Genomic DNA, 13,261 nt, shown 5'->3' with positions numbered 1-13,261 from the left:
TTACCCCAGGAACAGCTTATAGACGGGATTGCTGCTTTCATCCCAGTAACGGTAGCCCAGGGTATCGAGGAAGCGGGCGAATTCTCCCATTTCATCGGGCGGCACCTGCAGGCCGATCAGGATGCGCCCCACGTCGCCGCCCTGGCTGCGGTAGTGGCATAGGGAAATATTCCAGTTCGGCGCCATGCTGTCGAGGAAGCGCATCAGGGCGCCCGGGCGCTCGGGGAACTCGAAGCGGTACAGCAGCTCGTCCTGCGCCAGCCGGCTCTTGCCGCCCACCAGGTGGCGGATGTGCGACTTGGCCAGCTCGTCGTGGGTCAGGTCCAGGGTCTTGAATTCGTGTTCCTCGAAAGTCTTCGCCAGCACGCTTGATTCATGTCGGTCGGCAATTTGAATGCCGACGAACACGTGCGCGGCCTTTTCATCGCTGATGCGGTAGTTAAATTCCGTCACGTTGCGCGCGCCGATGAGCGAGCAGAAACGTTTGAAACTGCCCCGCTGTTCGCGCATGGTGACGGCAAACACGGCTTCGCGGAATTCGCCCAGTTCGGCCCGTTCCGCGACAAAGCGCAAACGGTCGAAATTCATGTTCGCGCCGCTGGCGATGGTGACCAGGGTTTCATTGTTGACGGGGTGCTTGGTCAGGCTGGCCCGTTCCACATAGGCCTTGGCGCCGGCGATGGCCAGCGCGCCGGACGGCTCCAGGATGCTGCGCGTATCCGTAAACACATCCTTGATGGCGGCGCAGATGGCGTCCGTGTCGACGGTGATGATTTCATCGACATACGCCTGCACGAGGCGGAAGGTTTCCTCGCCGGCCAGGCGCACGGCCGTGCCGTCGGCAAACAGGCCCACGTCGTTCAGGGTCACGCGCTCGCCCGCTTTCAGCGAACGGGCCATGGCGTTCGAATCGACGCTTTGTACGCCGATGATCTTGATGTCGGGACGAATCTGTTTCACGTAGGCGGCAATGCCGGCGATCAAGCCGCCGCCGCCGATGGGCGCGAAGATGGCGTGGATGGGGCCGGCGTGCTGGCGCAGGATTTCCATGCCGATCGTGCCCTGGCCGGCGATCACGTCCGGATCGTCGAACGGGTGCACGAAGGTCAGCTTCTGTTCTTTTTCCAGGGTCAGCGCATGGTTGTAGGCATCCGTGTACGACTCGCCGTGCAGCACCACTTCCACGTGCACGCCGCCGCGTCCCTTGACCGCCTCGACCTTCACCAGCGGCGTGGTGGTCGGCATGACGATGACGGCGCGGCAACCCATGCGCGCGGCCGACAGGGCTACGCCCTGGGCGTGGTTGCCCGCCGAGGCGCAAATCACGCCCCGTTTGCGGTCCGCTTCGCTGAGCTTGGACATCTTGTTGTAGGCGCCACGAATCTTGAAACTGAACACGCTTTGCATGTCTTCGCGCTTGAAGTAAATCTGGTTGTTCAGGCGCTGCGACAGGGCAGGGGCCAGTTCCAGCGGCGTTTCGGTAGCGACGTCATAGACGCGGGCGGTCAGGATTTTCTTGAGGTAGTCGATGTTCATAGTCTGCAAGCAAGTGATTCTGGGCCAGAAAGGGTCTGGAGCGTGTCGGGCGATAGCGGCGGCGCCGCGGCGGATAGCCTGGCGACAATAATGCTCTGTGGAACTGCGGGCGGGTAGGCCTTTGCCGGCCGGCGCGGATTGTGCGGCGCGCAAGCTGCTCTTCATTATAATGGAGAGCCTTACTGCATCGCGAAGTGTTCCATGATCGAATCCGCAATCGCCTGGCTGCTGCAGCTGATCGCAGCACCGGAAGTCGGGCTGACATCGGTCTTTCTGATCAGCTTTATTTCCGCCACCCTCTTGCCGCTCGGCTCGGAACCGGCCGTGTTTGCCGTCATCAAGGCCAACCCCGCGCTGTTCTGGGCCACCATCGGCGTCGCCACCCTGGGCAACACCCTGGGCGGCGTCGTCGACTACTGGATGGGCTACCGGGCCAAGCAGGCGTTTGCCAAGGAACGCGATACGCGCTGGTTCCGCTGGCTGGCCCGCTATGGCGCCAAGACCATGCTGCTGGCCTGGCTGCCCATCGTGGGCGACCCGCTGTGCACCCTGGCCGGCTGGCTCAAGCTGCCGTTCTGGCCCAGCGTGGCCTACATGGCCGTCGGCAAGTGCGCGCGCTACCTGACCATGACGGGCTTGCTGCTGTATGTGCCCGATGGCGTATGGCACCGGATTGGACAAATGCTGGCGTAAAGTGGGCGCAAACGGGGCGTAATGCAACGCCGTTTTGCCCCATTTTTGGGCAGTTCGATAGTTTGCAGCAGACTCTGATTCTTGGCATTTTTGCGTCAAAAAATGATCAGCACTGGTTTTTTATTCATGCAAAATAGGGCTTTTCCGTATTTGCTATGGTGACGGATGCGGTGCTTAAACCTTGGGCGGCATAAGGCTGTTCCCGCATGGTGCGGCGCAATAAGATAAAATGGGCCTTTAGGGTCCAGTCCACATCGTCACCACACTCCATGAACGCTCCCGCACATATCCAAGCTTTACTGGCAGAAACGCCGAATGGTCCCGCAGCAAGCCGCCTGCGCGAAATCCCGTATAACTACACGTCGTTTTCCGATCGCGAGATCGTCATACGCCTGTTGGGGGAGGACTCCTGGCGCCTGCTCGACGAGCTGCGCGGCGCCCGCCAGACGGGCCGTTCGGCCCGCATGCTGTACGAGGTGCTGGGCGACATCTGGGTCGTGCGCCGCAATCCCTACCTGCAGGATGACTTGCTCGACAATCCGAAGCGCCGCCAGGGCTTGATCGATGCCTTGCATCACCGCCTGGCCGAAGTCGACAAGCGCCGCCTGTCCATCGACGCGGCCGGCGGCGACGTGGCCGCCAGCGGCGAAGCGCCCGAAGTGGCGCAAGCGCGCAGCGCCAATGTGGAGCTGCTGCTGAAAGCGGCCAGCAAGGCCGTGGCCGACTTTGGCGACGAATTCCGCAAGACCTACGACTTGCGCAAGCGCACGGTCAAGGTACTGGGACGCTATACGGAAAAGCATAATGTGCGCTTCGACGGCATGACGCGCGTGTCGCACGTGACGGACGCCACCGACTGGCGCGTGGAATACCCGTTCGTCGTGCTCACGCCCGACACGGAAGAGGAAATGGCCGGCCTGGTGAAGGGCTGCATCGAGCTGGGGCTGACCATCATCCCGCGCGGCGGCGGCACCGGCTACACGGGCGGCGCGATTCCCCTGACGCCGATGTCGGCCGTCATCAACACGGAAAAACTCATCACCCTGGGCGCCGTGGAAATGACGGTCTTGCCGGGCCTCACGCACGAATACGCGACCATCAATTCGGGCGCCGGCGTGATCACGAATAAAGTGTCGGAAGCGGCGGAAAAGGCCGGTTTCGTGTTTGCCGTCGACCCGACGTCGGCGCACGCCTCTTGCATCGGCGGCAACGTCGCCATGAATGCGGGCGGCAAGAAAGCCGTGCTGTGGGGCACGGCGCTGGACAACCTGGCCTCGTGGCGCATGGTCGACCCGAATGGCGACTGGCTCGACGTCACGCGCCTCGACCATAACCTGGGCAAGATCCACGATATCGCACTGGCACGTTTCCAGCTGGAATGGCGTCACCCGAGCACGCGCGACGCGACGAAACCGAACGCGCCGTTCAAGACGGAAATCCTGGAAATTCCTGGCCGCAAGTTCCGCAAGGAAGGCCTGGGCAAGGACGTCACCGATAAATTCCTCGCCGGCTTGCCGGGTATCCAGAAGGAAGGCTGCGACGGCCTGATCACGTCGGCGCGCTGGATTCTGCACAAGATGCCGAAGTTCGCCCGCACCGTCTGCCTGGAGTTCTTCGGCCAGGCGCGCGACGCGATCCCGTCGATCGTGGAAATCAAGGATTACCTCGACGGCTTGCCGGCGAAAGGCGAGCAATACACGACCATCCGCCTGGCGGGCCTGGAACACCTGGACGAGCGCTACCTGCGCGCCGTCGGTTACGCCACCAAGTCGAAGCGGGGCGTGCTGCCGAAGATGGCCCTGTTCGGCGACATCGTCGGCGACGATGAAAATGCTGTCGCGCAAGCGGCGTCGGAAGTGGTGCGCATCGCCAACACCCGCGTGGGCGAAGGCTTTGTCGCCGTCAGCCCGGAAGCGCGCAAGAAATTCTGGCTCGACCGTGCTCGCACGGCGGCGATCGCCAAGCACACGAATGCGTTCAAGATCAATGAAGATGTCGTGATCCCGCTCAATCGCATGGGTGAATACACGGATGGTATCGAACGCATCAATATCGAGTTGTCGATCAAGAATAAACTGCAATTGGCCGAGGCCCTCAGCGAATTCTTTGGCAAGGGTAATTTGCCAGTAGGCAAGAGCGATGATGCGTCCGACGACCGGGTCGACGATGCGGAAATGCTGGGCGACCGCGCCGAGCAGGCGCAGCAGCTGTTGGCGCAAGTGACGAGCCGTTGGACCTATCTGCTGGCCCAGCTGGATCGTCCGTTGGCGGACGTGAAGGGTGAATTGGCCGAACTGGGCATGGAACGCTTGCTGCCCGTGTTCGATGCGCGCCTGGAAACGCAGCCGGACGCCACCCTGTTCGACGTGGTGCAGGACCGCACCGTGCGCATTACCTGGAAGCAAGAGATCCGCGCCCAGCTGCGCCAGATCTTCAACGGCGCCGCGTTCAAGCTGATCCTCGACGAGGCCACCGCCATCCACGCGCGCATCCTGCGTTCGCGCGTGTTCGTCGCGCTGCACATGCATGCGGGCGATGGCAACGTGCACACGAACTTGCCCGTCAACTCGGACAATTACGAAATGCTGCAGGACGCCCACGAAGCCGTGGGCCGTATCATGATTTTGGCCCGCTCGCTCAATGGTGTGATTTCCGGCGAACACGGTATCGGCATCACCAAGCTGGAATTCTTGACGGAAGAAGAGATCGGCGAATTCCGCAGCTACAAGCAGCGCATCGATCCGGAGGGCCGTTTCAACAAGGGAAAATTGCTGAACCTGCCGGGCATGGGCGCGGACTTGCGCAATGCCTACACGCCATCGTTCGGCCTGATGGGGCATGAGTCCTTGATCATGCAGCAAAGCGATATCGGCGCCATCGCCGACAGCGTCAAGGATTGCTTGCGTTGCGGCAAGTGCAAACCCGTGTGCTCGACCCACGTGCCGCGCGCCAATTTGCTGTACTCGCCGCGCGACAAGATCTTGGCGACCTCGTCCCTGATCGAAGCCTTCCTGTACGAAGAGCAGACGCGCCGCGGTATTTCCATCAAGCATTGGGAAGAGTTCGAGGACGTGGCCGACCACTGCACGGTATGCCATAAATGCGTGACGCCTTGCCCGGTGAATATCGACTTTGGCGATGTGTCGATGAACATGCGCAATTTGTTGCGCAAGATGGACAAGAAGAGCTTTAATCCTGGCACCAAGGCCACGATGATGTTCCTCAACGCCACCGATCCCGTGACCATCAACGCCACGCGCAAGGTCATGATCGGCTGGGGCTACAAGGCGCAGCGCTTGGGCCATGACTTGCTGAAGAAATTTGCCAAGAAGCAAACCAAGGCACCGCCGCCATCGACGGGCAAGCCGCCCGTCAAGGCGCAGGTGATTCATTTTATTAACAAAAAGATGCCGGGCAATCTGCCGAAGAAATCGGCACGCGCGCTGCTCGACATCGAAGACGACAAGGTCATTCCGATCATCCGCAATCCGAAGACGACGACGGCCGATACGGAAGCCGTGTTCTACTTCCCCGGTTGCGGTTCGGAACGTTTGTTCTCGCAAGTGGGTCTGGCCACGCAAGCGATGCTGTGGGAAGTGGGCGTGCAGACGGTCTTGCCGCCGGGCTATTTGTGCTGCGGTTATCCGCAACGGGGTGCGGGCGAGTTCGACAAGGCCGAGAAGATGATGACGGATAATCGCGTCCTGTTCCACCGCATGGCCAACACGCTCAATTACCTGGACATCAAGACGGTGCTCGTGTCGTGCGGCACTTGCTACGACCAGTTGGCCACGTATCAGTTTGAAAAGATTTTCCCTGGCTGCCGCATCATGGATATCCATGAATATTTGCTGGAGAAAAACGTCAAGCTGGAAGGCGTCAACGGCGCGCGCTATATGTACCACGAGCCATGCCACAATCCGATGAAGCTGCAGGAGTCGGGCAAGACCATCAATTCCCTGATCAGCACGGTAGACAACGTGAAGATCGAGAAGAATGACCGTTGCTGCGGCGAATCGGGTTCGCTGGCCGTCACGCGCCCGGACATTTCCACGCAAGTGCGTTTCCGCAAGGAAGAAGAGATGGTCAAGGGCGCCGACAAGCTGCGCGGCGACGGTTTCACGGGCGACGTGAAAATCCTCACCAGCTGCCCGTCGTGCCTGCAAGGCTTGTCGCGCTACAATGACGATTCGGGCACGACGGCCGACTACATCGTCGTCGAGATCGCCAAACACTTGCTGGGAGAGAACTGGATGCCGGATTACGTGAAACGCGCCAATGACGGCGGCATCGAACGGGTGCTCGTGTGATGTCCACGAGTTGCGATCTGTGCAACTTGCTGGACGGCTACGCCAACAAGCAGGGTCTGGAGACCTTGCTGTGGCGCAGCGAGCGCCTGTCCGTCGTGGCCGTCGACGACCCAAGCTACCCCGGCTTTTGCCGCGTGATCTGGAACAAGCACATCAAGGAAATGACGGACCTGACGCCGGGCGAGCGCAATTACGTCATGGAAGTCGTGTGGCAAGTTGAACTGGCCGTGCGCGAAGTGATGCAGCCGGAAAAGGTGAATGTCGCCAGTTTCGGCAACATGACGCCGCACGTGCACTGGCACGTGATTCCCCGCTACCGCGACGACGCGCATTTCCCGAACCCCAGCTGGGCGGTGATCCAGCGCGAAACGGCGCCCCAGGTGCTGGCCGCGCGCCGCGCCCTGCTGCCGGCCTTGCGCGACGCCATCCTTCAACGTTTATCCGCATAAAGTATTGTCATGACTGAAAAAGCAGCAACACCCCAACCCACCGGCTTGACCGTGCACAACCAGTCGCGCGTGCTCGACGTGGCGTTCGACGACGGCAGCGAATTTGCCTTGCCGTTCGAATACCTGCGCGTGTACTCGCCGTCGGCCGAAGTGCAGGGCCATGGCAAGGGCCAGGAAACCTTGCAATTAGGTAAGCGTCTGGTCGGCATCACGGGTCTGGAGCCGGTCGGCAACTACGCCGTGCAGCCCACCTTCAGCGATGGCCACAATTCCGGCCTGTACACCTGGGCCTATCTGTACAAGCTGGGCGCCGAGCAAGCGACCCTGTGGCAGGATTACCTGGATCGCCTGGCAGCCGCCGGCTACCCGGGTGACAGCGGCCGGGATGCCAAGGCGGACATGACGGTCAAGCAATCTTCCGGCGGTCATGTTCATGGACCCAGTTGCGGTCATAAGCATTAATTAAAAATAATGCGGTAATCTTGTCGGATTGCCGCCGCCCCGTTCGTCGTATGGATGCCCGCGCTTGCGGGCATTTTTCTTTTGGAGAAGAGACTATGGAATACATGATCCTGATCTACGCCGACGAGGCGCGCTATGCCGCCATGGAAGAGGGCCAGATGGCCAGCCTGATGGCCGACTTTGCCCGCTATACGCAGGACCTGGAGGCGGCGGGCGTGATGCGCGGCGGCGCCGAGCTGGCGCCCGTGCGCAGCGCCACCAGCGTGCGTGTGCAAAACGGCAAGCCTGTCATCACGGATGGGCCGTTCGCGGAAACCAAGGAGCAGCTGGGCGGCTATTACCTGCTGGACTGCGCCCACCTGGACGAGGCGCTGGCCTGGGCCGGGCGTTGTCCGGCGGCTTCCCTGGGCACCATCGAAGTGCGGCCTGTCACGGCATAAACATGGCCAGTGACGCCATTGCGGCCGTCGAACACGTCTTTCGCCAGGAAAAGGGCAGGGTGCTGGCCGGCCTGATGCGGCGTTTCGGCGACCTGGGCCTGGCGGAAGATGTGTTGCAGGAGGCGTGCCGCAAGGCGCTGGAACTGTGGCCGCAGACGGGCATCCCGTCCAATCCCGCGGCCTGGCTCAGCTCGGTGGCGCGCAACGCTGGCCTCGATCACGTGCGCCGCGCGGGCAAGAGCGTCAGCGAGGCCGAGGCCGTGCTGTCCTGCCTGCCGGCGGCCATGCTTGATGAAACGCAAGCCATCGAGGACGACCGCCTGCGCCTGCTGTTCATCTGCTGCCATCCCGCGCTGGCGCCCGAGGCGCAGGTGGCGCTGGCCTTGCGCACCCTGTGTGGCCTGTCTACGGGCGAGATCGCGCGCGCCTTCGGCGTGGCGGAAGCTGCCCTGTCGCAGCGGCTCTTGCGCGCCAGGCGCAAGATCGCCGAAGCGCGCATCCCTTTCGAGTTGCCGCCAGCGCAAGACTGGCCGCAACGGCTGGCGCAAGTGCAGCACGTGATTTACCTGGTGTTCAGCGAAGGCTATTGCGCCAGCGGCGGCGATAGCCTGCTGCGCGCCGACCTGTGCGCGGAAGCGCTGCGCCTGGGGTGGCTGCTCGACAGCCTGCAGCCCGGCCAGCCGGAAGTACAGGGGCTATTGGCCTTGCTGCTGTTGCAGGCGTCGCGCGGCCCGGCCCGCCTTTCGCCCGCAGGCCAGTTGTTGACCCTGGAAGAACAGGACCGCCGCCTGTGGCAGGGAGATTTGATCGCCGAGGGGCTGGCCGTGCTGGAACGAGCCTTGCCGGCGCGCGCGCCGGGCCCATACCAGTTGCAGGCGGCCATTGCCGCCTTGCACGCCAAGGCCGTCACGGCCAGCCAGACGGATTGGCGCCAGATCAGCGCCCTGTATGGCGCCTTGTTGCGGCACAAGCCGGAGCCCTTGATCTTGCTCAATGCCGTGATCGCCTGCGCGATGGCGCATGGCGCAGAGCACGGCCTGGCGTGGCTTGAACGCCTGGAAGCCGTGCCCAGCCTTGCCAATTCGCATTATCTGCACGCGGCCCGGGCCGACTTGCTGCGCCGCCAGGGCGACCGACGGGGGGCGCTGGCGGCGTATGCCCGGGCGGCCATGCTGGCTGCGAATGCAGTGGAAAGGCAATACCTTCTCCGGCGTCACGGGGAAATGCGCCTGCCGCTTGTATAATGCTCCCAAGTTCAAACAGACTGCCTACCATGACCAATACGACCCATTTCGGATACAAAACAGTTGCAGAAGACGACAAAGTGCGCGAAGTCGCCAAGGTGTTCCATTCCGTCGCTGCCAAATACGACGTGATGAATGACTTGATGTCGGGCGGGCTGCACCGTCTGTGGAAGACGTTTACCATTGCCAACGCGGGCGTGCGCCCCGGTTTCAAGGTGCTCGACATCGCCGGCGGCACGGGTGACCTGTCGAAGGCATTCGCCAAGCAGGCGGGCCCTACCGGCGAAGTCTGGTTGACCGATATCAATGAATCGATGTTGCGCGTAGGCCGCGACCGCCTCTTGAATCGCGGCTTGCTCACCCCCACCTTGTTGTGTGACGCGGAAAAACTGCCATTCCCCGACAATTATTTCGACCGGGTCAGCGTGGCCTTTGGCTTGCGCAACATGACGCACAAGGATGTGGCGCTGGCGGAAATGCGCCGCGTGCTGAAACCGGGCGGCAAGCTGCTGGTGCTGGAGTTTTCCAAGGTGGCGGCGCCCCTGCAGAAGCCGTACGACCTGTATTCGTTCTCGGTCTTGCCGTGGTTCGGACAGAAAATCGCCGGCGACGCGGAAAGCTATCGCTACCTGGCAGAATCGATCCGCATGCATCCGGACCAGGAAACGCTGAAGACCATGATGGAAACGGCGGGCCTGGAGCGCGTGCAGTACTACAATTTGACGGCAGGCATTGCCGCTTTGCATACCGGCATCAAGATGTAATTCAAGCTGTAACTCACCAAGCCGGTGATTTTAGGAGATGGAATGAAATTGAAGAAATTTATGGTCGGCATGATGCTGGCCGCGACCACGGTATCCATGCTGGGCGAGGCGCTGGCCCGTCCCATGGGCGGTGGCCGTTCGTTTGGCCGCCAGTCGCAAAACGTGGGCCGCCAGGCGCCTGCGCCGGCACCAACCCCGGCGCCGGCCGCCGCGCCACGCCAGGCGCAACCTGCGCCAGCCCCCGCGCCGGCCCCTGCCGCCAAGGCACCGAGCCGCTGGAAGGGCTTGCTGGGCGGCGCCTTGCTGGGCCTGGGCCTGGGCGCCTTGCTGTCGCACTTTGGTCTGGGCGGCGCCCTGGCCAGCATGATCAGCACCCTGCTGATGGTGGCCTTGCTGGCCGGCGTGGCGTTCTTCATCTACCGCATGGTACGTGGCAAACGCGACAACAATGCCGGCGGCAATGCGCCGTTCGCCGGTTTTGGCGGCAACCAGCCTGCGCCAGCGGGCAACGTGCCTGACATCGGTTCGCGCATCCTGCCGCTGCCGCCGCTGCAACCCGTCTCGTCCGGCGTAGGCCTGGATAAGCCGGTTCCGGCTGCCGCGCCATGGGGCGTACCAAGCGACTTCGACAAGGACGCCTTCCTGCGCCACGCGAAAAGCAATTTCATTCGCCTGCAAGCGGCCTGGGACAAGGCGGACGTCAACGATATCCGCGAATTCACGTCGCCGGAAGTGTATGCGGAATTGCGCATGCAAATCCAGGAACGGGGCGCGCAGCCAGACTTTACGGATGTCGTCACCATCGATGCCGAACTGCTGGGGATCGAAACGAGCGTCAACGACTACCTGGCCAGCGTGAAGTTTACGGGCCTGATCCGTTCGGCGCCGGGCGCCGCAGCGGAACCGTTCGCGGAAGTGTGGAATATGTCGAAACCCGTCAGCGGCAATAGCGGCTGGGTTCTGGCAGGCATCCAGCAATTGAATTAATTGTAAAAACTTGCTGAATAATGGCTTAAGTCCATGCGGAATGCATGATGCTTGACAGATATTTCCTGCTGAACTGGTAAGATCGAAACCGCCCACCTTGTTTGATGGGCGGTTTTTTCTTTTTGGGGGCGCGCGCGGCGCGCAGTATATAGATGGCACCACTTTCCGATCTCTCCCTGATGACGCCCGTCATCGCGACAATCAACCACTTGCTGGCGCAGGAGCCGTGGGCACGCCAGCAACTGGCCGTGCACGCCGGCAAGCTGGCCTGCATCGACACGGGCGCCGTAGCCTTGCGCCTGCGCGTCGACAGCGCCGGCATGCTGGAAGCAGCGCCGGCCGACATGCCGGCCAACGTCACCATCCGCGTGAAATTGTCCGATGTGCCGCTGATCCTGCAAAACCGCGAGCGGGCGTTTTCGTACGTCAAGATCGAAGGCGATGCCGAGTTTGCCAATGCGATTTCGCAATTGAGCAAGGGCTTGCGCTGGGAAGCCGAGCACGACCTGGAAAAGGTCGTCGGCCCCATGCTGGCCACGCGCCTCGTTTCCGGCGCGAAGGATGCGGCCGCCTTTGTGCGCACGGGCCAGCAAAAGCTGGCGGAAAACGTGGCCGAATATTTCCTCGACGAACAGCCCATGCTGATCCGTCCTTCTACCCTGCAAGAGTATTCCGCTGGCGTGACGCGCGTGCGCGATGACGTCGAACGCCTGGCCAAGCGCCTTGCCCGGCTGGAAAAGGCGGTCGCCGCCGTCCAGCCGCAGCCCTCCTCACCGGATTTGTCTACATGATATTGAAATTCCTGCGCCTGTTTAAAATCATCCGTGTTTCCATCAAGTACGGCCTGGATGAGATAGCGATTTCTGGTCTGCAAGTTCCCCGCACCGCCAAATTGATCGACACCCTGATTTTCTGGCGCGACCTGTCGTCGCCACGGGGCTTGCGCCTGCGCCTAGCGCTGGAAGAGCTGGGCCCGATTTTCGTCAAATTCGGCCAGGTGCTGTCGACCCGGCGCGACCTGATGCCGCTCGACATCGCCGAAGAGCTGGCGCGCCTGCAAGACCGGGTGCCGCCGTTCGATTCCGACCTGGCCGTCGCGCAGATCACCAAGTCCCTGGGCGCACACCCGGACCAGCTGTTTGCCCGCTTCGAGCGCGAACCGGTGGCGTCCGCCTCGATTGCCCAGGTGCACTTCGCCACCTTGAAAGACGGCCGCGAAGTGGCCGTGAAGGTCTTACGTCCAGGAATGAAAAAGCTGATCGACGAAGACGTGGCCCTGATGCACATCGCCGCCGACTGGACCAGCCGCCTGTGGGCCGACAGCAAGCGCCTGAAACCCAAGGAAGTCGTGGGCGAGTTCGACAAATACCTGCACGACGAGCTGGACCTGATGCGCGAGGCGGCCAACGCCAGCCAGCTGCGCCGCAACTTCGCCAACTCGGACTTGCTGCTGGTGCCGGAAATGCACTGGGATTATTGTTCCAGCAGCGTCATCGTCATGGAGCGCATGTATGGCATTCCCGTGTCGCAGACGGAGCGCCTGGTGGCGGCCGGCGTGGATTTGCGCAAGCTCTCCAGCGATGGCGTGGAGATTTTCTTCACGCAAGTGTTCCGCGATGGCTTTTTCCATGCGGACATGCATCCGGGCAATATTCTCGTGTCGATCGCGCCCGAATCGTTCGGCCGCTACATCGCGCTGGACTTCGGCATCGTCGGTACCCTGAACGACTACGACAAGGATTATCTGTCGCAAAACTTCCTCGCCTTCTTCCGCCGCGACTACAAGCGCGTGGCCGAGGCGCATATCGAATCGGGCTGGGCGCCGAAGGATACGCGCGTCGATGAGCTGGAAGCGGCCGTGCGCGCCTGCTGCGAGCCCATTTTCGACCGTCCGCTGAAAGATATTTCTTTTGGACAAGTGTTGCTGCGCCTGTTCCAGACCTCGCGCCGCTTCAATGTGGAAGTGCAGCCGCAGCTGGTGCTGCTGCAAAAGACCCTGCTCAATATCGAGGGCCTGGGGCGCCAGCTGGATCCGGAACTGGACCTGTGGCAAACGGCCAAACCCTACCTGGAAAAATGGATGAGCAACCAGGTGGGGCCGCAAGGCTTCATGGAGCGCCTGCGCGCCGAGGCGCCCCGCTATGCGCACATCTTCCCGCAACTGCCGCGCTTGCTGCACCAGGCCTTGACGGTGCATGGCGAACCGCGCGAAAACGAGGTGGAACTGATGAAAACCTTGCTGGCGGAGCAACGCCAGACGAACCGCCTGCTGAGCTTTATCGTCTACTTCGTGGGCGCTTTCGCGCTCGGCGCGCTGGGCTTGCAAGTGTTCATGCGCTGGCATCAACTGCCGTTTTAACTGGCTGAGGACGTAAG

The 13,261-nt window shown here is 62.0% G+C and carries 11 protein-coding genes; 10 read left to right on the top strand and 1 reads right to left on the bottom strand.

Features of this window, described 5'->3' with window-relative positions; all coding sequences use genetic code 11:
* Positions 1-1,536 carry a threonine ammonia-lyase, biosynthetic gene (ilvA, locus tag OX459_RS15555; RefSeq protein WP_099665685.1) on the bottom strand — a complete coding sequence of 512 codons (1,536 nt, stop codon included), beginning with the start codon at positions 1,534-1,536 and terminating at the stop codon, positions 1-3.
* Positions 1,537-1,737: 201 nt separating this feature from the next.
* Here ilvA and OX459_RS15550 point away from each other — a divergent pair, with 201 nt between their 5' ends.
* From OX459_RS15550 to ubiB, 10 genes are all read left to right on the top strand, one after another.
* Entirely contained in the window at positions 1,738-2,229 is a 492-nt protein-coding gene (locus tag OX459_RS15550) for a YqaA family protein (protein ID WP_077398959.1), read from the top strand.
* Between the two features lie 269 nt (positions 2,230-2,498).
* On the top strand, positions 2,499-6,539 hold the full coding sequence (locus OX459_RS15545; protein WP_289905724.1) for a DUF3683 domain-containing protein: 4,041 nt from the start codon (positions 2,499-2,501) through the stop codon (positions 6,537-6,539).
* Positions 6,539-6,988: an HIT family protein gene (locus OX459_RS15540; RefSeq protein ID WP_289905723.1), complete on the top strand. Its 450-nt coding sequence runs from the start codon at positions 6,539-6,541 to the stop codon at positions 6,986-6,988. Before OX459_RS15545 ends, OX459_RS15540 begins: the two co-directional genes overlap by 1 nt.
* Positions 6,989-6,997: 9 nt before the next feature.
* Positions 6,998-7,450, top strand: coding sequence for a DUF971 domain-containing protein (locus OX459_RS15535; protein WP_289905722.1), 453 nt, complete (start codon positions 6,998-7,000; stop codon positions 7,448-7,450).
* A gap of 95 nt (positions 7,451-7,545) precedes the next feature.
* On the top strand, positions 7,546-7,890 hold the full coding sequence (locus OX459_RS15530) for a YciI family protein (protein ID WP_289905721.1): 345 nt from the start codon (positions 7,546-7,548) through the stop codon (positions 7,888-7,890).
* 2 nt (positions 7,891-7,892) lie between these two features.
* Entirely contained in the window at positions 7,893-9,134 is a 1,242-nt protein-coding gene (locus OX459_RS15525) for a sigma-70 family RNA polymerase sigma factor (RefSeq protein WP_289905720.1), read from the top strand.
* A gap of 29 nt (positions 9,135-9,163) precedes the next feature.
* Positions 9,164-9,898 carry a bifunctional demethylmenaquinone methyltransferase/2-methoxy-6-polyprenyl-1,4-benzoquinol methylase UbiE gene (gene ubiE / locus OX459_RS15520; protein ID WP_034753359.1) on the top strand — a complete coding sequence of 245 codons (735 nt, stop codon included), beginning with the start codon at positions 9,164-9,166 and terminating at the stop codon, positions 9,896-9,898.
* Positions 9,899-9,940: 42 nt separating this feature from the next.
* A complete protein-coding gene (locus OX459_RS15515) occupies positions 9,941-10,885 on the top strand; it encodes a Tim44-like domain-containing protein (RefSeq protein ID WP_289905719.1) in 945 nt (314 codons plus the stop codon).
* Between the two features lie 152 nt (positions 10,886-11,037).
* On the top strand, positions 11,038-11,676 hold the full coding sequence (locus OX459_RS15510; protein ID WP_251349342.1) for an SCP2 sterol-binding domain-containing protein: 639 nt from the start codon (positions 11,038-11,040) through the stop codon (positions 11,674-11,676).
* Entirely contained in the window at positions 11,673-13,244 is a 1,572-nt protein-coding gene (gene ubiB / locus OX459_RS15505) for a ubiquinone biosynthesis regulatory protein kinase UbiB (protein ID WP_099665676.1), read from the top strand. Before OX459_RS15510 ends, ubiB begins: the two co-directional genes overlap by 4 nt.
* The last annotated feature ends 17 nt before the right edge of the window (positions 13,245-13,261 follow it).

This window comes from Janthinobacterium sp. SUN026 (assembly GCF_030397625.1).
GTDB classification, from domain to species: Bacteria; Pseudomonadota; Gammaproteobacteria; order Burkholderiales; family Burkholderiaceae_D; genus Janthinobacterium; species Janthinobacterium kumbetense.
This window is presented reverse-complemented; position numbering and strand designations above follow the sequence as displayed.